This window comes from Pseudolabrys taiwanensis (assembly GCF_003367395.1).
Classification (GTDB): Bacteria; Pseudomonadota; Alphaproteobacteria; order Rhizobiales; family Xanthobacteraceae; genus Pseudolabrys; species Pseudolabrys taiwanensis.
Genome location: NZ_CP031417.1, coordinates 2,367,433 through 2,391,859, shown reverse-complemented (window position 1 = coordinate 2,391,859; position 24,427 = coordinate 2,367,433). Strand labels below are relative to the sequence as shown.

The window sequence follows — 24,427 nt, the reverse complement described above, 5'->3', positions numbered from 1 at the left end:
GCTCGATCTGTTTCGCCGTCCGAGCGAAGCCGAGCCATCCGTTGTTGGAAGAGAATCGTCCCCGGTGGGGCGTCCGGACTTCAAATCCGGGAGGGGCCGCGAGCCGGTCCTTGGTGGGTTCGACTCCCTCTCTCTTCCGCCACGTTCCAGGAGCGCGCGATGACGCCGGCTTCGTCTTTCCTCGACGCGCTGAAGACCGCGGCCGACGATGCCGCGCGCACCGAGGATGATTTCCGCCGCGAGATCGCCGAGCGCACGAAAGCACTCGAACGCGAACGCGCTTACGCCCATCGGCGTCTGAACTTCATGCGTGCCGTCGCCGACGCGGTGGCGAGCGCGGAGGACGAAGCGATCGCCGTCGCCGCCGCCAATGCGGTGGTGCAGACGAAACTCGGTTGGGCGAACGACAGCGAGGCGCGCGGCGAGGTGCTGGACCGTTTCGTGCCGGTGGCAAAGGCCGTGTTCGGGAGCCTCGATGCGGAAGAGCCGGCGTCGCCGGCCGATGTCGTTTCCGCACTGCGCGATTTCGAGACCTGGTATCGCGGCGCGCGTGGCAGCGCCTTCTGGGTGCTGTTCGAGAACTACATGCCGGAGACGCCGCGTGTCGACTTCTGAGCGCGGGACCAAGCGTCGTCTCGTCGTCATGCTCGTGAACACCGATCCGCGCAATCCGGAAGAGCTCGCGGCGCCGTTCTATTACGCCGCCGTCGCGGCGGCGATGGATTACGAAGTCGATCTGTTATGCTCGGCGACCGCTGGCAAGTTGATGTTCAAGGGCGTCGCCGAGACGCTGCACGTCAAGCCGGGCGATCCGAAGACGGTCTACGACTGGATCCGGGAGGCGCGCGACCAGGGCGTGCGATTGTGGGCCTGTCCGGCCAATCTCGAGCTGTTCGATAAAGACGAGGCCGACTTGATCCCGGAGTGCAACGGCATGATGGGTGCCGCCGCCGTGATCCAGACGATCATGGACGACGACTGCCGCGTCCTGACTTTCTAGGCGCCGGCTGTGATGGGTTGGAATTGCCTCGTTGTCCGCTCGTCCCCGCGAAAGCGGGGACCCAGCGCGAGGGTGCAAATTCGTTAGGCCTGCTGGACTCCCGCGTTCGCGGGACTGAGCAGTGTTTGAGACGATCTATGTAAAGGTGCGCGGTGGCTCTCGTCCAAGGATACGAATTTCCCGAAGACCTGCTCTACGACATCGAGAACCAGGTCTGGTACGCGCCGCTGCCCGACGGCACGTTGCGCACCGGCTTCACGACCTGGGCGGCGTCGCTCATGGGCGAGGTGCTGGTGTTCACGCCCAAGCGTCTCGGCCATGCCTTCGAGAAGAACCGTTGGTTCGCGATGGTGGAGGGCGGCAAGTGGATCGGCGCCGCCCGCGCCGGCTTCGACGGCACCGTGGTGGCGCACAACGAGACCCTTGTCGACAAGCCCGAGCTCCTGAACGCGGACCCCTTTGGCGCCGGGTGGATGCTGATCGTGCGGCCGGGCGTCGAGGACTGGCGGGCCGGGCTGGTGACCGGGCCGGGTCTGGGCGCGGCGATCGAGGAATGGATCGCCACGGGCTCGTATAAGAGCCGGACCGGTTAGGTCATCGGCGACCGTGCGGGACGGCCGTCCCGCGCCGCCGCTCACGTTTTGTTGCCTTGCGGGAAACGCGAATCGATCGTATTTTCCTATCGTATAATAGGCGATGCGGGAGAGATCGGTACGGGCGTGCCCGGACCGGCGCCGACGGAGCAACCGCCCCGGAAACTCTCAGGCACCAAGGACCGCATCGCTGGACAGTCTGGAGAGAGGCGCTTTCGAGGCGCCCACCGAAGGGGATATCCGGCCAACTGCCGGGTTAAGCTCTCAGGTACCGCGACAGACGGGGACCCATCGACTGGCACCAGCGTGCCGGTCCGGTCCCTCTAACGCGCGGGAGATCCCCTCGTGGCTCACATCGCTATCATCGGTGCCGGTATCACCGGCGTCACCACCGCTTATGCTCTGATCGAACGTGGACACCGGGTCACGGTGTTCGAGCGCCATCGCTATCCGGCGATGGAAACATCCTTCGCCAATGGCGGTCAGTTGTCGGTCAGCAATGCCGAGGTCTGGAACAACCCGGCGACTTTGCTGAAGGGCCTGAAGTGGATGCTGCGCAGCGACGCGCCGCTGCTGCTCAATCCGTCCCCAAGCTGGCACAAGTATTCCTGGCTTGCCGAGTTCGTGGCGCAGATTCCGCGCTATCGCGCCAACACCATCGCCACGGTGAAGCTTGCCTTGCAGGCGCGCGAACATCTGTTCGCGATGGCGGCGCGCGAGGGCATCGACTTCGATCTCGAGACGCGCGGCATTCTGCACGTCTACAAGAGCCGCGCCGACTTCGAGCAGGCCACGCGCGTCAACAAGCTGTTGCACGAAGGCGGTCTCGAGCGCCGTGCCGTGACGCCGCAGGAAATCAAGGCGATCGAGCCGACGCTCGGCGGCGATTACGATTACTATGGCGGCTTCTTCACGCCATCGGATTCGACCGGCGATATCCACAAGTTCACGAAGGGACTTGCCGCCGCCTGCGAGCGGCGCGGCGCGCGCTTCCAATGCGACACGACGGTCGACGATGTGGTTGCGACCGACGAGGGCGTCATTGTCTCGTGGCGTTCCGGCGCGCGCGCGCTCGTCGAGCGGACCGCGGCGGATGCGATCGTCGTCTGCGCCGGCGTCGAGAGCCGCCATTTCGCGGCGATGCTGGGCGATCGCGTCAACGTCTATCCGGTGAAGGGCTATTCCATCACGGTGCAGCTCGACGACGAGACCAGCCGCAACGCCGCGCCGTGGGTCAGCCTGCTCGACGAAGCGGCGAAGATCGTCACCAGCCGCTTGGGCGCCGACCGTTTTCGCGTCGCCGGCACCGCCGAGTTCAACGGCTTCAACCGTGACATCCGCAGCGACCGCGTGCAGCCGCTCGTGGATTGGACGCGCCGTTTGTTTCCCGGCGTGTCCACCGAACGCGTGGTGCCCTGGGCCGGGTTGCGGCCGATGATGCCCAACATGCTGCCGCGTGTGTCGGGCGGCCGTCGCGCCAATGTGTTCTACAATACAGGGCACGGTCATCTCGGCTGGACGTTGTCGGCGGCGACGGCGCAGGTCGTTGCCGGCCTGGTCGACGCAAGGTTGCGGTCTGCGTCGGGCACCATCGCGGTCCCGGCAGGGGCCGTCGAACAGGCGGGCTGAGACTCCTCAAATTAATTTGAACCATTCGCTCGGCGCGGCGTTAACACTGCCGCGCCGAAGCATTTGTATCGCCTGCGGGGCCGAGCGAAGGACATAGGGTTGCTCCACATGGCCGATGGTGGAACAATTGCATTCATCGTTCGTATCCATACGTACATCGACTGCCGCATCCCTTTGCATTTGCCTACGGAGGCACCTCAATGCCATCCCATGCAGCTTCGGCGCGCACGTCTGCGCCGACAGTCGATGATTTCCGCCTCTTCTGGCGCGATGCCTTCCGCCGCGTGAGGGCGGATACCGAATCGCGTGCCGCGCATTTGTCGGCCGAGGATCAGATCATCCAGTCGATGGCCGATGCCAGCCCGACCAAATGGCATCGCGCGCACGTCACCTGGTTCTTCGAGCAGTTTCTGCTGCGCGAATATCTGCCGGGTTATCAGCCCTTCGACGAGCGCTTCTCGTTTCTGTTCAACTCCTATTACGTCGCCGCCGGTCCGCGCCATGCGCGCCCGCAACGCGGCCTGATCACGCGGCCGAACGGCGAGGAAGTCACCGCGTATCGCGCGCATGTCGACGCCGCGGTCGAGCGGCTGATCGAACAGGTGCCGTTCGCGCAAGCCAAGCTCGTGTTCGAGATTCTCGAGATCGGTCTGCATCACGAGCAGCAGCATCAGGAGTTGCTGCTCACCGACATCCTGCATGCCTTCGCGCAGAATCCGACCGATCCCGCTTACGATCCGAACTGGCAGCCGCCCAAGCCGGCGCAGGGACCGCGCGGCTTCGTCGAGGTGCCGGCCGGCATTCACCCGATCGGCCATGACGGCGAGGGCTATTGTTTCGACAACGAGCTGCCGCGCCACGACGAACTGATCCCGCGCGTGCGCATCGCGCGTCATCTCGTCACCAACGGCGAGTGGCTCGATTTCATGGCCGCGGGCGGCTATGCGACGCCATCGCTCTGGTTGTCGGACGGCTGGGCCACCGTGCAGACCGAAGGCTGGCAAGCGCCGGGTTATTGGCGCGAGGACGACGGCGGCTGGACCGTGATGACGCTCGGCGGGCGCAAGCCGGTCGATCCGAACGCTCCGGTCGCGCATATCAGCTATTTCGAAGCCGATGCTTTCGCCCGCTTTGCCGGCAAGGACCTGCCGAGCGAAGCGGAGTGGGAGACGGCGGCGCGGGCGGGCTTGTTGGCCGACGCCTTCGGCGCCACTTGGCAATGGACCCGCAGCGCCTATCTACCGTACGCCGGGTACCGGGCGGCTGAAGGGGCTCTCGGCGAATACAACGGCAAGTTCATGGTCAGCCAGATGGTGCTTCGCGGCTCCTCGCTGGCCACTCCCGAGGGCCACGCCCGCGCGAGCTATCGCAATTTCTTCTATCCGCCGGCGCGCTGGCAGTTCAGCGGCGTGCGTCTGATCGAATTCATCTAACGTGAAGCGTTAAGAGGCAATCATGAGCGCGTTGGCACGTACGTCCCGCAAGCAGCCGCAGCAAGGCGAACTATCGCCGTTCGCGGCCGAAGTGCTGGAAGGATTGAAGGCGACGCCGAAGCGCATCGCTGCCAAGTATTTCTACGACGAGACAGGGTCCGCCCTGTTCGACAAGATTACCGACCAGCCCGAGTATTATCCCACGCGCTGCGAGATGCAGGCGTTGCGCGACCACGCGGCGGAGATCGCCAAATTGATTCCGGAGGGCGCCGCGCTGGTCGAGTTCGGCAGCGGCTCGAACAAGAAAGCGCGCATCCTGCTCGATGCCGTGCGGCCTCTGGCCTGTTACGTGCCGGTCGATATCAGCGGCGAGATGCTGGCCGGCGAGGCGGCCGAGCTGCGCGCCGATTATCCCAATCTGAAGGTGCTGCCGGTCGTCGCCGACTTCTGTTATCCGTTCGATCTGCCGGAAGAAGCGCGCACCGCGCCGGTGCGCGTCGGCTTCTTTCCGGGCTCGACCATCGGCAATTTCGAGCCGCACGAAGCGGCGGCGTTCCTGCGCAACGCGGCGCGGATCCTCGGCTCGAAATCGGTGCTCATCGTCGGCGCCGATCTGATCAAGGATGCCGAGATCCTCAACGCCGCTTATAACGATGCGGCCGGCGTCACCGCCGCGTTCAATCTCAATCTGCTCACCCGCATCAATCGCGAGCTCGACGGCAACATCGATCTCGCCTCGTTCGAACACCACGCTTTCTTCAACCGCGAGCGCAATCGCATCGAGATGCATCTCGCGAGCCTCAAGCGGCAGAAGGTGAAGGTGCTGGGCGACACGATCGAATTCCGCGCCGGCGAAACCATCCACACCGAGAACAGCTACAAATACAGCCCGGACTCGTTGCGCGCTTTGGCGCGCGGCGTCGGCTGGCTGCCCGACGGCATGTGGACGGACAAGCAGGGCTATTTCTCGATCCAGGCCTTCACCCTGACGCAAGAGCCGCGGCCCGCCTCGTAACGCGGGCGCACGGCGTCCGGGCTCGCATCGGCGCGCTGTCGGAATTTCTCATATTGTGAGGAATTCGGACCCGCGCGCCGGCCCGCTTCCCGCGCGCCGGAAATTGCTCTAAGCCTTGCCGCGCCCGGCCGAAAGCGGGCGGGGAGTAACGGCAAGGCAGGTATTCATGAAAATCGTTGGCTTTGAAACGAACAATGGGGCGCGGTTCGGCGTCGTCGAGGGCGATAATGTCATCGACATCCAGGCGGTGGACCCGAGCATTCCCTCCGATCTCGGCGAATATCTGCGCTCGACCGACGGCGACCTCAAGGGCCTCGCCGACATCGCCAAGAAGGCGCCGGCCTCGGCCAAGAAGCCGCTCACGAGCCTGAAATTCACCCTGCCGGTCGCCAAGCCCGGCAAGATCATCTGCCTCGGCCTCAATTATCTCGATCACGTCAAGGAAGGCCCGCAGAAGGACAACATCCCGAAATTCCAGTCGATCTTCTTCCGCATGCTGTCGTCGCTGACGGGGCATCTGCAGCCGCTGATCCGGCCGAAGAAGTCGATCCAGTTCGACTACGAAGGCGAACTCGTCGTCATCATCGGCAAGCGCGCCAAGCATCTGACGCTGGAGAACGCCTGCGACATCGTCGCCGGTTACACCGTCGGCAACGAAGGTTCGATCCGCGAATATCAGCGCCACACCACGCAGTGGGGCATGGGCAAGAACTTCGACCAGTCCGGCTCGATCGGTCCGTGGATGGTCACGGCCGATGAACTGCCGCGCGGCGCCAAGGGTCTGAAGATCGAGACCCGCCTCAACGGCAAGACCATGCAGTCGGCGAACACCGACATGTTCATGTTCCCGGTCGCTGAATCGCTGGTCTATCTCTCCGAAGGCATGACGCTGGAGCCGGGCGACATCCTGTTCACCGGCACGCCGTCGGGCGTCGGCCATGCACGCAAGCCCGAGCCGGTGTGGATGAAGGCGGGCGACGTGGCCGAGGTCGAGATCCAGGACATCGGCGTACTGCGCAATACGATCGAAGACGAGAAGTGATCTGTCATTCCGGGGCGCGGGCTGAAAGCCCGCGAACCCGGAATCCAGAAACAACCGCGCTGCATCCTCTTCCGGATTCCGGGTTCGCACCTTCGGTGCGCCCCGGAATGACCCATTGACAACATAGCGTCCCGCCACGTTCCCTGTGATCTCCTGAGGCGCGCCGTAAGAGCGTGCCCTGAGCCTGTGGGGAACGCCATGAATCACATCGTAAAGACGGTGCTTGTGGCCGCTTGCTTGGCCGGCTTTGCCGCGAGCGTCGACGCCGCGGAGTGGCCAAGCGAAAGGCCGATCCGCGTGCTCGTCGGCTTTGGTGCGGGCGGTGGTACCGACATCGTTTCGCGGGTCGTCGCCCAGCCTCTGTCGGAACTGCTGCATCAATCGGTCGTGGTCGAGAACAAGCCCGGCGCCGGCGGCTCGATCGCTTCCGAGCAGGTCGCCAAGGCGGCGCCGGATGGCTACACCGCGTCGATGCTGAGCGCCGGCCACGCGATTTCAGCCGTGATGCTCAAATCGCTGCGTTATGACTCCGTGAAAGACTTTGCGCCGGTGTCGTGGGTGGCCGACTCCGCGTTCGTCGTCGTCGCGCGCAAGGACTTTCCCGCCAACGACATCAAGGGCCTCGTCGCGCTTGCGAAGGCTTCGCCCGGCAAGCTCAACTTCGCCAGCGTCGGCGTCGGCTCGACCCAGCATTTTGCCGGCGAGCTGCTGCGGCAGATGACCGGCATGGACGTGAAGCACATCCCTTATCGCGGCACACCGGCCGTGGTCGCCGCCTTGCGCGCCGGCGAGGTGGATTATGCCGTCGAGCTGGTGCACGCCGTGCTCGGTCAGGTGCAGGCCGGCGATTTGAAGCTTCTTGCCGTGGCGACGCCGCAGCGCTGGCCCATCATCCCCGATACGCCGACCGTCGCGGAGTCTGGTGTGCCCGGTTACGCGGTCTTGAGCTGGTATGGCTTTGTCTATCCTGCCGGCACGCCGCAGCCGATCGTCGACAAGACCAATGCGGCGCTGAAGGAAATTTTGTCGCGGCCGGATATCCGCGAGAAGCTCGCCAAGGTCGGCGCGGTGGTTCATGTCTCGACGCCGGCCGAGTTCGGCGAACACCTGGCGGCCGACGTCGTCAAATGGAAGGACGTGCGGGACAAGGCCGGGCTGCAGCCGGAATAACAGTTGGCGGCCGGCTTGCCGTTAAGACGCGCGCGGGACGAGATCGATCGCGCCGCCGTTCAGCCACGTCTCGCCCTGCGCATACAGCGCTTCAAGCTCGGGACCGGCAAGGCCGGGCAGGTCCCTTTTGACGTCGTAGCCGACTTTGGCTTGTAGATAAGCGAGGTGGCGGTAGCCCTCGGGATATTTGGCCAGCAGGTGCGGGTCGAGCCGCGGCATGGTGCCGGGATCGACCGGGAAGATGCGGTCCTTCTCGTAGATGTGCCGGCGCAGCACGATGCCCCATTTGCCGCCCCGCTTCTCGAGGAAGTCGTAAGCGCGGCCGGTGCATTCGACGTCGCACAGCACGCCTTCGATCGGCGCGCGCTGGTTGATGGCGATCTTGCTCTGCGCGATGGCGCGGGTGCCGGCGAAGTCGATGGTGGTGCCGCCCATCATGTGGACGATGCGCGCGCCGCGATCGAAGCCTTCCTGGCTGACCTTGATGAACTCTTCGTAGGTGCCCTGAAACCAGGTTGCCCACATCCGCCCTTCCGGATGCCACAGCGTGCGGAAACGGTCCCACCGGCGCGCGTCGCGCCACAGCACCCAGTTGTCGACCAACTCGCGGATTTCAAGGCGGTCGGTGATATCACCCGGCATATGCGTCAACCTCCATCATGCCCGCCTTGTGCCGGGCCTCTCCCTTGGGTTACGCACAGTGCTCGCCTAAGCGGGATCGTCGGGTCAAGCCCGGCAGAACAAAAGAATGTGGGAGCGATACGCAATGGCTAAGCTCGCAAACAAGGTTGCGCTCGTCACCGGCGGCGCGCGCGGCATCGGGCGGCATTATGCGCTGGCGCTGGCCGCCGAAGGCGCGCGCGTGATGATCGCCGATATCGCGGATGGGGCGCCGGTGGTGGCCGAGATCGCGGCCAAGGGCGGCAGCGCGGCGAGCGCGACCTGCGACGTCAGCGACGAGGCGCAGGTGAAAGCGCTGGTGGCCGACACGGTCACGCGCTTCGGCCGCATCGATATCCTCGTCAATAACGCCGCGCTTTATGCGACGCTCGCCCCGCGCAATTTCAATGAGTGGGACGTCGAGGTGTGGGACAAGGTGATGGCGATCAATGTGCGCGGGCCGTATCTGATGGTGCGGCACGTGTCGCCGCACATGATCGCGCAGAAGAGCGGCAAGATCGTCAACATCGCCTCCGGCACGGCCTACAAGGGCACCCCGCGCATGCTGCCTTACGTGGTCTCCAAGGGCGCCATGCTGGCCTTCACGCGCTCGCTGTCGCGCGAGTTGGGGGCGCACGGCATCGCTGTGAATACGCTTTCGCCGGGCTATATCCTGTCGGACACGGGGCTCGGCAACACCCAGCACGTCGAGGAGGAGCGGGAGAAGGTGCGCAACACGCGCGCCTTCAAGCGCGACGGCTACCCGGAAGACCTGACCGGTGCGCTGCTGTTCCTGTGTTCCGCCGACAGCGATTTCGTCACCGGGCAGTCGCTGGTGGTTGACGGCGGTTCGGTCAACAACTGACCGCGCGGCTGAATAGCAAAATTCGCAATATGTGAGAAATTGCCGCGCACCCGTGACATCGCGCGGCGGTGGGTAGATACTTAAATGGAGAGAGGAAACAGCGTCGGCCCTGGGTTCGTTAACCTGTCGGCGCTGGATAGAAACAGTTCGAAAATCACGGAGCAACGCCATGGCGGTCGCCACCGCAGAAGCCAATCCCAAACACAATCTGCAGCTCGCCCGGCAGGCCTATTACGACAAGATCTCGGGCTACAACCTCGCCCCCCTGTGGGAGGTGCTGAAGAATCTCGTCACGCCGGAGCCGAAGACCCAGATTGTCCCGCACATCTGGAAATTCCCGGACGTCGAGAAGCTGATGCTCGAGGCCGGCGATGTCATCACCGCCGAGGAAGCCGAGCGCCGCGTGCTCGTGCTCGAGAACCCGGGCGATCCCGGTAAGGCGCGCATCACCAACACGCTCTTCGCCGGCATCCAGCTGATCATGCCGGGCGAGATCGCCGACGTGCACCGTCACGTCGCCTCCGCCATCCGCTTCGTGCTCAAGGGCAACGGCGCCTACACCGCGGTGGAAGGCGAGAAGGCCGAGATGGCGCACGGCGATTTCATCATCACCGCCAACTGGGCGCCGCACGATCACGGCAATCCCGGCAAGGAGCCGGTGATGTGGCTCGACGTGCTCGACATGCCGACCATCAACCACTTCCAGACGTCGTTCGCCGAGCACTTCACCGAGAAGATGCAGAACGTGAACCACGAGGATGGCGACTCGTTCGAGCGTTACGCCTCGGGCGTGCTGCCGGACGGCGCGCCGGCGCACATGAACCGCTCGCCGGTGATCAACTATCCCTACGCCAAGATGCGGCCGATCCTGGAGCGTCTGAAGAAGACCGGCGACGTCGACAAGCGCTTCGGCGCGCGCGTGCGCTACGCCAACCCGATCAACGGCGGCCCCGTGCTGCCGACGATGGGCGCCAACCTGTCGCTGTTCCCGAGCGGCTTCAAGGGTGAGGACTATCGCTCGACCGACGCGGCCGTGTTCGCGGTCGCTGAAGGCAAGGGTAAGACCATCGTCGACGGCAAGGCGATCGAGTGGGGCGTCAACGACGTGTTCGTGGTGCCGCCGTGGAAGCGCTACCACCACGAGGTCGCGGGCGAAGATGCCGTGCTGTTCTCGATCTCCGACCGCCCGGCGCAGGAAGCCCTCGGCATCTGGCGCGAGGGGAAGTAAGGGACCGTCGCGTTAACGGGACCAATGCGGAGGCCGCGTCCATTGGGCGCGGCCTTTTGTTTTTTGACGTCCCGCATGGTCGAATAGCCGCCTCCCGGCGTTATAATCGTCTGGAACTCGGCAACGGGCGTGAGGAGAGACCATGCAGATGGAAGAACTGAGCGCCGCGCACGGCGCGCTGAAAGCGGTCCGCGCCGGCGCGGGGCGCGACATCGTCTTGCTGCATTCGCTGCTCGCCGACCGCCACGCTTTCGATCCCGTGCTGCCGGCGCTTGCCGAGAAGCACCGGGTGACGGTGATCAACCTGCCGGGCTTCCACGGTTCACAGTCGCCGATGCTGCCGCTGCTCGACGCTTATGTGGCGACGGTCGAAGACGGCTTCGACGAGTTCGGCATCGGCAACGACGCGGTGCTGATCGGCAATGGCTTCGGCGGTACGGTGGCGCTCGCCTTCGCCCTCTCGCATCCGGAGCGCATCGCCAAGCTCGTCGTCTGCGACGCCGCGGCCACGTTTCCCGAGGAGGGGCGGCAGCAGTTCGCCGGCATGGCCGACAAGGTCGCCGCCGGCGGGCTCGGTTCGATCGCCGAGATCGCCGCGAAACGCGTGTTCTCGCCTGCTTATCTCACGGCGCATCCCGAGAAGATCGAGGAGCGCAAGCAGGTGCTGCTTGGCATCGAGCCCAAGGCTTTCCAAGCCGCGTGCAAGATCCTGCAGGAGGCCGATCTCGTGCCGCTCCTGCCGCACATGCGGGTGCCGACCTTGGTCGTCTGCGGCGAGTTCGATCAGGCGACGCCGCCGGCGCTGAACAAGCAGGTCGCCGAGAAGATTCCCGGCGCGCGTTACGTCGAATTGCCCGGCTGCGGCCATTGTCCGCCGCTCGAGCAGCCGCAGGCTTTCGTCGCCGCGATCAAGGATTTCGTGGGGCTCTAGTCGTCTGAAGCGTTTCCGCATACTCCGCTCATTCCCGCGCAAGCGGGAATCCAGCGCTGTCGTTCCGACAGCTAAGGCTGCGCTGGGTCGCCGCTTTTGCGGGGACGAACGGATATAATCGTGCGGCAAGTCAAAGGGGGGAGAAGACATGCCACGTTTTTCCGCGCATCTCGGCTATCTGTTCACCGACCGGCCTCTGCTGGCGCGGATCGACGCCGCGGCGGCTTGCGGTTTTCAAGCGATCGAAGGACGCTTTCCGGATGTCCCGGCCGCCGATTTCAAGCACGCGGTCGAACGTAACAATCTCAAAGTGCTCGGCATCAACACGCCGCAGGGCGGCCCGGACGACTTCGGTCTTGGCGCGTTGCCCGGCCGCGAACGCGACTGGCGGGCGATTTTCGCTCAGACGCTCGATTATGTGACGACCGTCGGCGGCCTTGCCATCCACTGTCTTGCCGGCAAGGTCGCGCCGGAGCATAGGCGCGCGGCGGAGACGACGTACGTTGAAAACCTGAAATGGGCCGCCGACCAGGCGGCAGCGCGCAACGTCAAGCTCTATCTCGAGCCGATCAATCCGCGCGACATGCCGAACTATTTTCTGAGCGAGCTTGCGCACGCGGCCGACATCATCGGCCAGGTCGGCAGCGACAACGTATTCATCCAGTACGATTTCTATCACATGCAGATCGTTGGCGGCGATCTCATCGAGCGCTTCAAGAAGTACCAGCCGCTGATCGCGCATGTGCAATGCTCGCAGGTGCCGGTGCGGCACGAGCCGGACGGCGATGGCGAGATCAACTATCCCTTCGTCTTCGCCGAGATCGACCGGCTCGGCTATCCGCATTGGATCGGTGCGGAATACAAGCCGCGGACGGCGACCGAATCGGGTCTTGCCTGGGGAGCGGCCTATGGCCTGCACGCCCCCGGTGGTTAACCAGGAAAGCTATTGAAAAGTCACACTGATCCGCTTTGCCTCATGCCCACAGGCCTGCTATTATTAACGAATGGTCGGACCGGGTAAGCAAACCGAGGCTGAAGCGGCAACCCCGCTCAAGGATGCCGTGCGGGAAGCGCGCATCGAGGCGGCCGAGCGTTCGGCCGTCGTCGTCGATCTGCGCGACGCTGAACTCGCCAGGCTCGAGCTGTTGAACGAGGCGCTCGATCCGCTGTTCAAGGACATTCCCGACGACGTCGAGCTGTTTGACCGTGGCGTCTCGCGCGGCGACGTGCCCCGCCTCTGGATCGACGTGGTCGCGCATGTCGAGATGGGCCGCGACAAGCGCCAATACCGTTTCGTGCAGGACACCCGCTATGGCCGCGCCGTGCTCGCCGAAAGCTACGACGTGCCGGACATGGTGCAGGAGGTCACGCGCTATGTCGCCCGCCGGATGGTCGAGCGCGAACGCGCCTTGGCCGACGACGCGGGGCGGCCGCTGGCGCAAACCGTTATGCGCACGCAGCGCCGCCGTAACCGCTGGCGCGCCATCCGCGCCTTTATCTACGGCCTGATCGTCGGCATCGGCGCGCTGTTCGTGCTGGCGCTGCTGCAGGGACCGCGGCCTTAATAGCGCATTCTCGAGCGCGATGAAGACGCCACACGCTCGGCGTCATGCGTGGGCTTGACCCGCGCATCCGTGTCCAAATCCGCAAGTGAGAGCTGTACGGACCGTTGTGCGAGCGGCACAGCCTCATGGATTGCCGGGTCATAAGGGCGTTCACGCCCATCTTCGACGGGCTAAGCCCGGCAATGACATGGGAGAGAGGGCGTGCCGCGGCCGCGACAGTTCTTGTCGTCCCCGCGAAGGCGGGGGCCCATCGCCGTGTCCTCTCGATAGACTGCGGCGTATCGGTCCCGGGTCTCCTTCGCTATCGCTCAGCCGTCCGGTGACGACGGACAGCTACTCCACCATCATCCGCTTCTCTTCGACGACATCGCCTTGAGCCGTGACGCCGCGCGAGATCAGTTCGATGCGCGAAGCGCCGGGTTGGCTGTCGATGACATAGAGATGATAGGCCGCCGCGTCCTTGTCGGTGCCGGGCACGGCCGAGGCCGACGGCACACCGATCGCCGGCACGCGCGTCTCGTCCGGACCGTACAGCCAATTGATCATGTGCAGATGATCGTGGCCGTGCAGGATCAGCTCGGCGCCGTGCCGCGATATCACCTGGCGGAAGACGGAGGCGTCCAGCAGCTGCTTGTGCCGCGCGGCCTTAGTCACCGGCGGATGATGAATCATCACGACGCGGAAGAAGCCTTCGTTCTTCAGCGTCTCGAGCTGCGCGGCCAGCGCCGTGAGCTGCGTCGTGCCGATCCAGCCGGTGGCGAGGAAGGGCGCGGTCGGCACGCCGCTCGAGACGCCGATCAGCGCGATGTTGCCGCGCTTGCGGACATAAGGAAATCCGGGCGTGCCGGCGTCGTCCGTCATGTAGCTGCCCCATTGCCGCGCGGCGAACAGCGCGGCTTCCGGGACATAGATGTCGTGGTTGCCGGGCACGAGGCTGACGTCGCGCGAGGAGCCGAGATGTTCGAGCCAGTCGCGGCCGCGGGCAAACTCCGCCGCCAGTGCGATATTGGCGAGATCGCCGGTCACGGCGATGTGGTCGGGCGCCTGGCGCTTGAGATCGTCGATGAGCCGCTCCAGCACGGCGCCATCGTGAATGAAGCGCCGCTTACGCCGCCAGTTGATGTAGCCGGTGACGCGTTTGCCGAGCAGTTCCTGCCAGGTCGGCTCGGGCAGCGGCGGAATATGCGGATCGGAAAGGTGGGCGAGGGTGAACATCGGCAGATCAATTTCAGACTGTCATGCCCCGCGCAAGCGGGGCATCCAGTACTCACTGTCGCGCCCATTGACGCGCGCACCGGGGATACTGGTTCGCCCGCTTTCGCGGGCGATGGCGGTGGCGGTTATCACGAACTCCCGATCAAGATGCCGGCGAGGAACACCAGCACGCCGCCGACCACCACCTGGAACGCGGCCTGCAGGAACGGCGTATCCATGAACTTGGTGCGGATCCACGAGATCGCCCACAGTTCGGCGATGACGACGACGAACGAAATGATCGTCGCGATGTAGAAATCGGGAATGAGGTAGGGCAGCGTGTGGCCGAGACCGCCGACGGTGGTCATCAGGCCGCAGACCGCGCCGCGCAGCCACGGCGTGCCGCGGCCGGTCAGCGAGCCGTCGTCCGACAAGGCCTCGGCAAAGCCCATCGAGATGCCGGCGCCCACCGACGCCGCCATGCCGACGAGGAACGTCTCCCACGTGTTGTGTGTGGCGAAGGCGGCCGCGAACAACGGCGCGAGCGTCGACACCGAGCCGTCCATCAGGCCGGCGAGGCCGGGCTGCACGTATTGCAGCACGAACATGCGCCGCGCCGTCTCGTCTTCTTTCTCGCGCGCACCCTTGGTGAGGATGCTTTCGGAGAGCTTCTGAGCCAGCGATTCATGGCCGGCTTCGGCCTCGGCCAGGTCGACCAGCAGCTGGCGCACCGAGGCGTCGCGCGCCTGTTCGGCCGCGCGCCGATAGAAGCGCTCGGCTTCGAACTCCATGCTTTCGGCGAATTTGCGCACTTCCTCGAGGCCGAGCGGCCGCATCAGCCAGAGCGCCGATTTGTGATGGATGAAGCCCTTCACGTCCTGGCGGCGGATGAGCGGCAGGTATTCGCCGAATTTCTCCCGGTACATCTCGAAAAGCCGGGTGCGGTGGACCACCTCCTCGTCCGCCATCTGGTCGAACACTTTGGCGGAGGACGGAAACTGGTCGCGCAGGCCCTCGGCGAAACCGCGGTAGATGCGGCTGTCCTCTTCCTCGTTGGTGATGGCCAGGGCCAGCACTTCCTGCTCGGTCAGGTCGGAAAATCGCTTCACGGAAGGCCTCTTCTGGGCAGGACGGTATGACGGGGCGTGGCTCTCTATATTAGAAATATTCTAAACTAGGCAAGAGGCAGCGGCGAGGTTTGATCGTGCTTCCGCCGCGGACAATCGCCCTCTAGAACGGCATTGGACCAAGGAGACGCGGATTGGACGAGTGGCGTCGCAAGCTGGAACCGCTGCTGCGGCGGCTGTTCCACCTCTATTTCCGCTTCGCCCGCGGGGCGACCTTGGGCGCCGTCGGCATGGTGATCGACGGCTCCGACCGCGTGTTCCTGGTCAAGCACTCCTACGTCTCCGGCTGGCACCTGCCGGGGGGCGGCGTGGAGACCGGCGAGACGCTGTTGACGGCGCTGACCCGTGAGCTCGAGGAGGAAGGCAACATCGTCCTCACCGGCACGCCGACGCTGCACGGCATGTTTCACAACCGGCGTGTTTCGCGTCGCGATCATGTCGCGCTCTACATCGTCCGCGACTTCCGCCAGGACACCCCGCCCACGCCCAACCGTGAGATCGTGGCGCACGGCTTCTTCCCGATCGATGCGCTGCCGTCGGATACGACGCGTGCGGCGCGCGCGCGGATCGCCGAGGTCTTCGCCGGCGCGCCGGTGAGCGAACTGTGGTGAAGCCGGCGCACGATTGGCTGCCGGCGCCGGTGCGCGCGGCTGCCATCGAGCGCAAACTCGAAGCGGGCGAGGCGCTGTTCAGGCTGGGCGACAAGGCGGCGGGCCCGTGCGAGATCGTCAGCGGCCGCGTGCGGCTGGCGCGTGTCGATGCCGGCGGGCACGAGACGGTTCTGCATGTCGCGGGTCCGGGCGACACCGTCGCCGAGGCGTCGTTGTTCTCGCCCGCCTATCATTGCGACGCCATCGCCAGCACGCCGGCTATTGTCCGCCTTTATCCGAAGAAGGTCATGCTCGACGCCTTCGCGCGCGATCCGCGGGCAGCGCAGGCTTTCACCGCGATGCTGGCGCGTCAGGTGATGAAGCTGCGCGCGCGCCTCGAACAGCGCAATATCCGTTCCGCGCGCGAGCGCCTGCACCATTACCTCGTGCTCAATGCCGGCGCGGACGGCCGCACCGTCGCGCTGCGCGGTACCTTGAAGGAATTGGCCGCTGAACTCGGCCTGACGCATGAAGCGCTCTACCGCACCTTGGCGGCGCTCGAGCGGGCCGGCGAGATCAAGCGCGGCAAAGGCAGGATCGTCCTCGCCCGCGCGTATGATTAGGATCATAGGCGGGGTGCGCCCGCCGCGCTAATAAGCGAGCCGGGGCAGAACGCGAAGAGGCATGCGATGACGATTATGACCTGGAAGACGCTGGCGATCGGTGCCGCGGTGCTCGGCGTTTCGGCCTACGCCTTCGCCCAGTCGAACGACGGACCGATGGGCATGCACGGCCAGATGCATCAGCAGATGATGCAGGGTGGCATGTCAAAAGGGCCGATGATGCAAGGCGGCATGGGCGGCGGCATGCATGGCCGGATGATGCAGGGCGGGATGATGCACGGCCCTGGCGTCGCTCAGGAGGAGGGCGGGGTGCCGACCGCGCCGGGGCAGGATGCCTTCGGCGCCATCCAGGAAGTGGTGCGGATTCTCGAGAACGATCCGAAGACCGATTGGTCGAAGGTGAACATCGGCGCGCTGCGCGAACACCTGATCGACATGAACGAAGTGACGTTGCATGCGGCGGCGAACGAGCGCGTGCTCGACAACGGCATCGAAATCGCGGTGACCGGCGAGGGCCGTACGCTGGCCGCCATCAAGCGCATGGTGCCAGCGCATGTGCATGAGCTCGCGGCGCTCGGCTGGGACGCGAAGACCGCGGACCTGCCGAACGGCGTGACGCTCACGGTGCAGGCGAGCGCGGCGCAGCCGCTCGTCAAGCTGAAGGCGCTCGGTTTCATGGGCATCATGGTGCAGGGCGCGCATCACCAATATCACCATTTGATGATGGCGAAGGGCGCGTTCGTGCACTGAGGCTGTTCATGCCGCGCGCGTAAAGCGCTCGGCATTTGGTGGCGCTTCGCGCCTGCCGTTACTCGGAGCCGACGACCTTCAAGAGCGGGCGGCGCTGCGGCTGCGTGCCGATGAGATCGCCGGCCGCTTCCGCGCTCATCGGCTCGCCGAAGGCGAAGCCCTGCGCGTATTCGCAGCCGAGCTGATAGAGCTCGACCGCATCGCCGTCGGTCTCGGCGCCTTCCGCCACCACTTCCATGCCGAGATCGTGCGCGAGGCCGATGATAGAGCGCAGGATCACCGGCCGCGTGCCGCGCGATGTCGTGCGCACGAATGACTGGTCGATCTTGATCGTGTCGAACGGAAAGCGCTGCAGGTAAGCGAGCGAGGAATGGCCGGTGCCGAAGTCGTCGAGCGACAGGCCGGCGCCCAGCTCCTTGATGCGCGTCAGCATCTGCGCCGCGTGCTCCGGGTTCTCCATCACCAATGACTCGGTGATCTCGAGCTTGAGCGTGCCGCGCACCAGCGCGGTGCGGCCGAGCACGCCGCGCAGGTCCTGGATCAGATCGTGACGCAGCAGCTGCCGCGACGACACGTTGACGCTGACGAACATCGGTTCGCGGCCACGGTTCGCCGCCTGCCACTGCGCGAGCTGCTTGGCCGAGCGGTCGAGCACGAACAGGCCGAGGTCGACGATGAGCCCGATCTCCTCCGCGATGGAGATGAATTCCGACGGCGACAGCCGGCCGAGCTTGGGATGCTCCCAGCGCGCGAGCGCCTCGAAACCGGCGATGGCGCGATCCTCGAGCCGCACGATCGGCTGGTACTGCACCTTGATCTCCTCGCGCTCGATGGCGCGGCGGAGTTCGGACTCGATGGTGAGGCGGTCGGTCTTGCGCGAGCGCATGGCCGGCTTGAACACTTCGATGCGGTCGCCGCCGATGCGCTTGGCGTGATACATCGCGAGTTCGGCGTCCTTGAGCACTTCCTCCGGCCGGTGCGCCTGGTTCTCGGCGAGCGCCATGCCGATCGAGGCGGTGAGGAAGATTTCGCGGTCGTTGAAGGCGATCGGCGCGCGCAAGGTGCGGCGCATGGTTTCGGCGAAGGCGACGATGCGCGCGGGCTCGCGCTCCGACATCAGGATCAGCGCGAACTGATCGCCCGACAGACGCGCCAGCGTGTCCTGCGGCTTCAGCAGGCGCGACAGCCGCCGCGCCAGCGTCAGCAGGATGGAGTCGCCGACGGCGATGCCGACGGAATCGTTGACCTGTTTGAAGCGGTCGAGATCGATCACCAGCACGGACGGACGCAATTGCGAGTCCGAGCGGGCGAAGGCGAACGCCGCCTCCATACGGTCGAGGAACAGTTCGCGGTTCGGCAGGCCGGTGAGGTTGTCGTGCACGGCGTCGAACAGCAGCCGCTCTTCCGCATTCTTGAAATCGGTGACGTCGCTCAGCGTGCCGACGAGGCGCACCACTTCGCCGTCGGAGCCGACCACCGGCCGCGCCTTCAGCGACAGCCAGACGTAATGGCCGTCCGGCGCGCGCAAGCGGAAATCCTGGGTAAGGCGACCGCGGCGCTGCTCGACCGCGTTGTCGAGCGCGGCGCGGAAGCGGTCGCGGTCGAGCGGGTGCAGCACGTCGAGCCAGACGGCGGCGGGGCCTTCGAGCGCGCCGCGCTTCATACCGAGCAGATGTTCGGTTTCGGGGCTGGTGTAGACCTTGTCGGCCGAGACGTCCCAGTCCCAGATCATGTCGCCGGCGCCGGTCAGCGCGAGCGCCCGTCTTTCGATGTCGGAGACGATGCCGTGGGTGATGCCGCCGGCAAAGGCGTGTTGCATCACCGTGAAGCCGATCAGCATCACGATCAGCACCAGGCCGCCGAGCAAGGCGGGGCCGATGATGTCGTTGGTGATGAAGCCGCTGACGGCGAGCGCGGCGGCGAAAGTCCACACCACCAGCAGGAGCCAGGTGGGGATGAGCAGCACGGCGCGGTCGAAGCCGTGCGTCGAGAGATAGATCACCAGCGCCAGGCCGCACACGGCGATGAGTGCGAGCGAGATACGGGCGATGCCGGCGGCGACCGCCGGATCGAACACCGCGACGGCGATCAGCGCCGCCAGCGCCGCGAGCCAGGCGATGGTGATGTGCGCATAGCGCACGTGCCAGCGCGAGAGATTGAGATAGGCGAACAGGAACACCAGCAAGGTCGCCGACAGGATCGCCTCGCCGCAGGCGCGCCACACGCGCTCGGCGCCGGCCGACATGTCGAACACCTTGCCCCAGAAGCCGAAGTCGATGCCGATATAGATCAGCACCGCCCAGCCGAGCGCGGCCGCGGCGGGGAACATCACCGAGCCCTTCACCACGAACAGGATGGTGAGAAACAGCGCCAGCAGGCCGGCGATGCCGATGACGATGCCGTAGTACAGCGTGAACGAGTTGATCTTGTCCTTGTAGGCGTCCGGCTCCCACAGATAGATCTGCGGCAGGTTATCGGTGCGCAACTCGGCGACGAAGGTGATGACGGTGCCGGGGTCGAGCGTGACGCGGAACACGTCGGACGTCGTGTTCTCCTGCCGCACCGGCCGGTCGCCGGACGAGGGCGTGATGGCTGCGACGCGCGAGAGGCCGAGGTCGGGCCAGATGAGGCCGGAACCGACCATCCGGTAGTGCGGCACGACGATCAGGCGGTCGATCTGCTCGTCGCTGTTGTTGGTCAGCGCGAACACCGCCCAGTTGTTGTTGCTCTCGCGGGCGCGCACCTCGATGCGGCGGACGATGCCGTCCGGGCCCGGGGCGGTCGAGACCTGGATGCGGTCGGTCTCGGTCTTGAGGCGCTCGGTGGCGGCGGTGATGTCGATGGCCGGCGCGTCGACGCGCACATTGACCGCTTCGACGGCGCGCACGGGCACGGCCGCCACGAGGGCGGCTGCCAATGCAAGCACAGCGGCGACCGCCTGCACGGCGCGCGTCATCTGCAAACCGTAGACCCTCCCGGCTTAGTCCCCACTCCAGCCAGTTCCCGATCAGTAGCCGGGGGGACAGGCCATGGGCAAGTCCCGAAGGTATCGGCCGAAATTGTGGCGAGATGTAGCGTTAACGATAGCGGGGGCGGCTCCATCGGGAGCTATCCCGGCCCTCCACGGTGTGGAGCCGGCCATACCGTAGCGGAGGCCGGCGCCTTGAACCAGGGGGCTTCCCCATTGTGTCGTCCCCGCGCAGGCGGGCCCATAGCCTGTGCCCTCTCCCGACGCTGCGGCGTAGGGATCCCGGACCTCGCGTATAGCGCGTCGAAGACGCGCTTAAACGCGCTTACGGCGCTCGCCCGGGACGACAGATCTTCACACCGTCAGCACGATCTTGCCGATGTGGGCGCTCGATTCCATCAGCGCGTGTGCATCCTTGGCGTCTGCAAGCGGGAAGGTCTTGAACATGACCGGCTTCACCTTGCCCGCGGCGAGCAGCGGCAGGACCTTGTCCTCGACCGCGCGGGCGATCGCCGCCTTGTCCTCGGTCGAGCGCGAGCGCAGCGTCGAGCCGGTGTGGTGCAGGCGCTTGAGCATCAGACGGCGGAAATCGACGGTGGCCTTCGAGGGGCCCATGAAGGCGATCTGCACGATGCGGCCTTCGACGGCGGCCGCTTCGTAGTTGCGCTCGATGTAATCGCCGCCGACCATGTCGAGGATGACTTCGGCCCCCTTCTTGTCCGTGAAGGCCTTGGTCTTGGCCACGAAGTCGTCGGTCTTGTAGTTGATCGCGAGATCGGCGCCGAGCTTGACGCAGGCATCGCACTTTTCCTGCGAGCCGGCGGTGGCGATGACACGGGCGCCGAACTGCTTGGCGAGTTGAATGGCGGTGGTGCCGATGCCGGACGAGCCGCCATGCACCAGCAGCGTTTCGCCTTCCTTCAGCGCGCCGCGTTCGAACACGTTATGCCAGACGGTGAAGAAGGTCTCCGGCACCGCCGCGGCTTCTTCGAAGGGCAGGCCGCTGACGGCGAGCGTGTGGCTTGCATGCGCGACGCAGTATTCGCCGTAGCCGCCGCCGGCGACCAGCGCCATGACGCGGTCGCCTTCTTTCCAGCGCTTGACGCCAGGACCGAGCGCCGCGATTTCGCCGGCGATCTCGAGACCCGGAATGTCGGGCGCGCCGGGCGGGGGCGGATAGAGACCCTTGCGTTGGACGACGTCGGGCCGGTTGACGCCCGCGGCGCGCACCCGCACCAGGATTTCACCGTCACCGGGTTTGGGGACCGGACGCTGTTCCGGCACCAGGGCTTCGGGTCCGCCGGGCTCCTTGATGCCGATTACGGTCATGGTGGTGGGAAGTGCGGCCATCGGATCCCTCCGTCTCGCGAGTGCGGGCTTTGTTTAGGCGTCGCCCGGCGGTGTGACAACCCGTCGGGCGGCCGCTAAATTCGCACCGCGCAGGAGAGTGAAATGCCGCTATTCGACGACGACGACAAACCGAAGAAGAAGATCGTGCACGAGATCGGGCAGGACCTGAGCCTGTTGTCGGTCGAAGAGCTTGCCGCGCGCGTCGCCCTTCTGCAGGACGAGATCAAGCGGCTCGAGGCCGACATGACGCGCAAGCGCGCGACGCGCTCGGCCGCCGATCAATTCTTCAAGAAGTAACGGCCTACGCCTTCCTGGTAGTATTGTGCGGCAAAAGCCCCGATTTTCAGCGCTTTTTACGCTTTTTTGACCATACGGCTTAAGCCTCGATTAAGCTTTCTCGAATATTACTGTGCATGTCCATCTTCATGGACGTGAGTGGCTCCTGTCCACTCGTTTGACGCCTCCCTGTTATCTACTTTGAGCCGCCGTTTTCGGCGGCTCCTTTTTTTGTCCCGTTTTGAGACGGCTGTGCAAAAAGCCGCTTCATTTCGGCACTTTAAGCACGCATTTCAACTATATCGGCAGGTTCGCATTCGTTCCGTCTGGACGAACGCCGCGCGGCGCGCCATCCTTACTCAATCGTTTACGGAGCGCTTTTTGGCTCCGATGTGAGTGAGGCGTTGCGTATGTCCGAGAAGCCGATGTTCAGCGAAGTTGAGCCCGTATCCTTCGGCGAGCGGCTCGCCAATTCGCAGGCTTTTGCCGCTTTATTCCGTGACGGCATGGCGCTGGTCGAAGAGACCGCGACCTATCTCGATGGTCCGGGCCGTCAGGAATCCAAGAAGCTCGAGCGCTCGGCCGCGCTCGCTTACGCCACCGAGAGCATGCGTCTCACCACCCGGCTGATGCAGCTTGCCTCATGGCTGCTGCTGCACCGCGCGGTGAAGGAAGGCGAGATGTCGCTGGCGCAGGCGAGCAAGGAAAAGTACAAGGTCAAGCTGACCGCGGCGGAGACGCACGATCCGAACAACCTCGCGCTGGTGCCGGAAACCTTGCGCGTGCTGATCGAGCGCTCGCAGGCGCTGCAGAGCAAGGTGCGCCGCATCGACGCCACCATCCACAACCGCACGGCGCCGGACGCCATCGTGACGCCGAACCCGGTCGGGCGTCAGCTCGGCCTGTTGAAGGCGGCCTTCGGCGGCGAGAACATCTAGCGCGTTCTTTCGACGACATGTCGTGTTGCGATGGCCGGGCTTGCCCGGCCATTTTCGTTTCACGGACTCTCGTCAGCGCGCCGACGCGTGCGCAAGCGGTTCGAACACCAGCGACTGGTGCAAGAAAACGCCGGCGGTCACACCATCGGCCGCGGCCCAACTGGCATTGTGCGGAACGCGCGCGATGTCGCCTGCGGCGTAGACGCCGGGCACGGTGGTCGACTTCGCAGCATCGGTGCGGATGACGAGTCCGAAGGGGCCGTCGTCCAACGCACAGCCGAGCTGCTCCGCGATTGGACTGTTGAGGCGCGATCGCGGTGCGACGTACATCGCATCGATGCCCATTTCCCGTCCGTCGGCGAGAAGCAGGGATGACAGCGCACCGTTGTCTCCGCGAAGCGCGGCGATCCGCGCCGGCTCGATGGTCACACCGCGTTGCGCGAGCTTTGCCTGCGTCTCTTCGTCCGGCGCTGTGCTGCCATTGAGATACAGCGTTGTCGGCCCCCAATCGGCAACGAGCAGGGCCTGGTGGGCCGCCATCGGCGTCGTCTGCAGAACACCGAGATTGCGGTCCGCATATTCGAAACCATGACAGTAGGGGCAATGGAGCACACTCTTGCCCCAGCGTTCGGCGAGGCCAGGCAGGTCCGGCAATACGTCGGAAATGCCGAAAGCCAAAACCAGTTTGGCAGCCGTCAGGGGCGTGCCGTCCGTCAACGATACTTCAAACCCGCCTTTCGCAGCGCGCGCGGCGTTCGCCTCACCGGCGACGAACCGCACGGTCGGGTAGCGCTGCACTTGAGCGCGCGCGGCAGCAATGATGGCGCGGGGTTCGTTGCCGTCCTGTGCGAAGAAGCCGTGCGACGCGGGCGCGAAGCGGTTGCGCGGATTGCCGGCATCGACGACGCACACCGAGCGGCGCGCGCGGGCGATTTGAATGGCGGCGGAAAGTCCGGCGAAGCTGCCGCCGATGACGATGGCGTCATGATGCATGGATCGTCTCCAGGTCGATGGTCTTGCCGCTCGCGACCATGCGGGCGTGAAAGTCCGCGCTGAGCTGCGCCAGCGTGACCGCGCCGAATCGCTCGAGCAGCAGTGCTTCCGCATCGCGGAAAGCATCGTCGAGGGCGCTGTTCACCGCCTGCTCGACAAGGCATCCGGGAGATTCGGTCCGATTGCCCATGGCAAAAAGGGCGGGCTCTCCGAGCGCGAGGTAAACATCGCGCAAGGTGATCGCGTTGAGGTCTCGAACGATCGTCCAACCGCCACCATGCCCCTTCTCGGAGTTGACGAACCCAGCCTCGCGCAAACCGGCCATGATCCGGCGGACCACGACCGGATTGGTTTGCATGGCTCCCGCCAACGTGTCCGATGTCACGGGGCCTTTCAGTTCGGCCATGTGCAGGAGGACGTGGAGAACGCCCGACAGTCTGCTGTCGCGTTTCATGTAATTTCATATGTTACATGATGTGGCGTGAGT

25 protein-coding genes, 1 tRNA gene and 1 riboswitch are annotated in these 24,427 nt (G+C 65.2%); of the genes, 19 read left to right on the top strand and 7 right to left on the bottom strand.

Annotated elements, in window-relative coordinates; all coding sequences use genetic code 11:
* Window positions 1-46 precede the first annotated feature (46 nt).
* The 9 genes from DW352_RS26770 (at window position 47) to DW352_RS11460 (ending at window position 7,882) form a co-directional block, all read left to right on the top strand.
* Window positions 47-142, top strand: a tRNA-Sec gene (locus tag DW352_RS26770).
* Between the two features lie 17 nt (window positions 143-159).
* The gene (locus tag DW352_RS11495; protein WP_115691356.1) at window positions 160-615 is read left to right on the top strand and encodes a hypothetical protein; all 456 of its coding nucleotides are present in this window, start codon (window positions 160-162) and stop codon (window positions 613-615) included.
* Window positions 602-1,000: a DsrE family protein gene (locus tag DW352_RS11490; protein ID WP_245434409.1), complete on the top strand. Its 399-nt coding sequence runs from the start codon at window positions 602-604 to the stop codon at window positions 998-1,000. Before DW352_RS11495 ends, DW352_RS11490 begins: the two co-directional genes overlap by 14 nt.
* 152 nt (window positions 1,001-1,152) lie before the next feature.
* The gene (locus DW352_RS11485) at window positions 1,153-1,593 is read left to right on the top strand and encodes a biotin/lipoyl attachment domain-containing protein (RefSeq protein ID WP_115691352.1); all 441 of its coding nucleotides are present in this window, start codon (window positions 1,153-1,155) and stop codon (window positions 1,591-1,593) included.
* Between the two features lie 96 nt (window positions 1,594-1,689).
* A riboswitch (glycine riboswitch) is annotated at window positions 1,690-1,788 on the top strand.
* 150 nt (window positions 1,789-1,938) lie between these two features.
* Window positions 1,939-3,222 (top strand): D-amino acid dehydrogenase, encoded by a 1,284-nt coding sequence (locus DW352_RS11480; RefSeq protein WP_115691350.1) that lies wholly within the window; start codon window positions 1,939-1,941, stop codon window positions 3,220-3,222.
* A gap of 200 nt (window positions 3,223-3,422) precedes the next feature.
* Window positions 3,423-4,655, top strand: a complete 1,233-nt coding sequence (gene egtB / locus DW352_RS11475; RefSeq protein ID WP_115691348.1) for an ergothioneine biosynthesis protein EgtB — start codon at window positions 3,423-3,425, stop codon at window positions 4,653-4,655.
* Between the two features lie 22 nt (window positions 4,656-4,677).
* Entirely contained in the window at window positions 4,678-5,670 is a 993-nt protein-coding gene (gene egtD / locus DW352_RS11470; RefSeq protein ID WP_115691346.1) for an L-histidine N(alpha)-methyltransferase, read from the top strand.
* Window positions 5,671-5,836: 166 nt separating this feature from the next.
* Window positions 5,837-6,712, top strand: coding sequence for a fumarylacetoacetate hydrolase family protein (locus DW352_RS11465; RefSeq protein ID WP_115691344.1), 876 nt, complete (start codon window positions 5,837-5,839; stop codon window positions 6,710-6,712).
* 198 nt (window positions 6,713-6,910) lie between these two features.
* Complete coding sequence (locus DW352_RS11460; protein ID WP_115691342.1) at window positions 6,911-7,882, top strand: Bug family tripartite tricarboxylate transporter substrate binding protein; 972 nt, start codon at window positions 6,911-6,913, stop codon at window positions 7,880-7,882.
* 21 nt (window positions 7,883-7,903) lie between these two features.
* Here DW352_RS11460 and DW352_RS11455 read toward each other — a convergent pair whose 3' ends face one another.
* A complete protein-coding gene (locus tag DW352_RS11455) occupies window positions 7,904-8,524 on the bottom strand; it encodes a nuclear transport factor 2 family protein (RefSeq protein ID WP_115691340.1) in 621 nt (206 codons plus the stop codon).
* A gap of 124 nt (window positions 8,525-8,648) precedes the next feature.
* On the opposite strand from DW352_RS11455, the gene DW352_RS11450 reads away from it, so the two are divergent.
* From DW352_RS11450 to DW352_RS11430, 5 genes are all read left to right on the top strand, one after another.
* The gene (locus DW352_RS11450; protein ID WP_115691338.1) at window positions 8,649-9,407 is read left to right on the top strand and encodes an SDR family NAD(P)-dependent oxidoreductase; all 759 of its coding nucleotides are present in this window, start codon (window positions 8,649-8,651) and stop codon (window positions 9,405-9,407) included.
* A gap of 169 nt (window positions 9,408-9,576) precedes the next feature.
* The gene (gtdA, locus tag DW352_RS11445; protein ID WP_115691336.1) at window positions 9,577-10,635 is read left to right on the top strand and encodes a gentisate 1,2-dioxygenase; all 1,059 of its coding nucleotides are present in this window, start codon (window positions 9,577-9,579) and stop codon (window positions 10,633-10,635) included.
* A 142-nt stretch (window positions 10,636-10,777) separates the two neighbouring features.
* On the top strand, window positions 10,778-11,566 hold the full coding sequence (locus tag DW352_RS11440; RefSeq protein WP_115691334.1) for an alpha/beta fold hydrolase: 789 nt from the start codon (window positions 10,778-10,780) through the stop codon (window positions 11,564-11,566).
* A 148-nt stretch (window positions 11,567-11,714) separates the two neighbouring features.
* A complete protein-coding gene (locus tag DW352_RS11435) occupies window positions 11,715-12,500 on the top strand; it encodes a hydroxypyruvate isomerase family protein (protein WP_115691332.1) in 786 nt (261 codons plus the stop codon).
* A gap of 70 nt (window positions 12,501-12,570) precedes the next feature.
* A complete protein-coding gene (locus tag DW352_RS11430) occupies window positions 12,571-13,131 on the top strand; it encodes a hypothetical protein (protein WP_115691330.1) in 561 nt (186 codons plus the stop codon).
* 333 nt (window positions 13,132-13,464) lie between these two features.
* Here the strand turns inward: DW352_RS11430 and DW352_RS11425 are convergent, their stop codons facing one another.
* Entirely contained in the window at window positions 13,465-14,346 is an 882-nt protein-coding gene (locus DW352_RS11425; RefSeq protein WP_115691328.1) for a metallophosphoesterase family protein, read from the bottom strand.
* A 128-nt stretch (window positions 14,347-14,474) separates the two neighbouring features.
* Window positions 14,475-15,434 (bottom strand): iron exporter MbfA, encoded by a 960-nt coding sequence (gene mbfA / locus DW352_RS11420; RefSeq protein ID WP_115691326.1) that lies wholly within the window; start codon window positions 15,432-15,434, stop codon window positions 14,475-14,477.
* Between the two features lie 152 nt (window positions 15,435-15,586).
* Between mbfA and DW352_RS11415 the strand changes: the two genes are divergently transcribed.
* From DW352_RS11415 to DW352_RS11405, 3 genes are all read left to right on the top strand, one after another.
* A complete protein-coding gene (locus DW352_RS11415) occupies window positions 15,587-16,063 on the top strand; it encodes an NUDIX domain-containing protein (protein WP_245434408.1) in 477 nt (158 codons plus the stop codon).
* Entirely contained in the window at window positions 16,060-16,665 is a 606-nt protein-coding gene (locus tag DW352_RS11410; protein ID WP_210209965.1) for a Crp/Fnr family transcriptional regulator, read from the top strand. Before DW352_RS11415 ends, DW352_RS11410 begins: the two co-directional genes overlap by 4 nt.
* 66 nt (window positions 16,666-16,731) lie before the next feature.
* Complete coding sequence (locus DW352_RS11405) at window positions 16,732-17,415, top strand: hypothetical protein (protein ID WP_115691322.1); 684 nt, start codon at window positions 16,732-16,734, stop codon at window positions 17,413-17,415.
* 58 nt (window positions 17,416-17,473) lie between these two features.
* Here DW352_RS11405 and DW352_RS11400 read toward each other — a convergent pair whose 3' ends face one another.
* Both DW352_RS11400 and DW352_RS11395 read right to left on the bottom strand, forming a co-directional pair.
* The gene (locus DW352_RS11400; protein WP_115691320.1) at window positions 17,474-20,371 is read right to left on the bottom strand and encodes an EAL domain-containing protein; all 2,898 of its coding nucleotides are present in this window, start codon (window positions 20,369-20,371) and stop codon (window positions 17,474-17,476) included.
* Between the two features lie 366 nt (window positions 20,372-20,737).
* Window positions 20,738-21,733 carry an NAD(P)H-quinone oxidoreductase gene (locus tag DW352_RS11395; RefSeq protein WP_115691318.1) on the bottom strand — a complete coding sequence of 332 codons (996 nt, stop codon included), beginning with the start codon at window positions 21,731-21,733 and terminating at the stop codon, window positions 20,738-20,740.
* 102 nt (window positions 21,734-21,835) lie between these two features.
* Between DW352_RS11395 and DW352_RS11390 the strand changes: the two genes are divergently transcribed.
* Window positions 21,836-22,030 (top strand): DUF1192 domain-containing protein, encoded by a 195-nt coding sequence (locus DW352_RS11390; RefSeq protein ID WP_115691316.1) that lies wholly within the window; start codon window positions 21,836-21,838, stop codon window positions 22,028-22,030.
* Between the two features lie 389 nt (window positions 22,031-22,419).
* Complete coding sequence (gene rcdA / locus DW352_RS11385; protein WP_115691314.1) at window positions 22,420-22,947, top strand: protease adaptor protein RcdA; 528 nt, start codon at window positions 22,420-22,422, stop codon at window positions 22,945-22,947.
* A 72-nt stretch (window positions 22,948-23,019) separates the two neighbouring features.
* On the opposite strand, the gene DW352_RS11380 is transcribed toward rcdA, so the two are convergent.
* Window positions 23,020-23,940, bottom strand: coding sequence for an NAD(P)/FAD-dependent oxidoreductase (locus DW352_RS11380; protein ID WP_115691312.1), 921 nt, complete (start codon window positions 23,938-23,940; stop codon window positions 23,020-23,022).
* Window positions 23,930-24,394 carry an Rrf2 family transcriptional regulator gene (locus DW352_RS11375; protein WP_115691310.1) on the bottom strand — a complete coding sequence of 155 codons (465 nt, stop codon included), beginning with the start codon at window positions 24,392-24,394 and terminating at the stop codon, window positions 23,930-23,932. The genes DW352_RS11380 and DW352_RS11375 overlap by 11 nt, the downstream gene beginning before the upstream one ends.
* Window positions 24,395-24,427 lie beyond the last annotated feature (33 nt).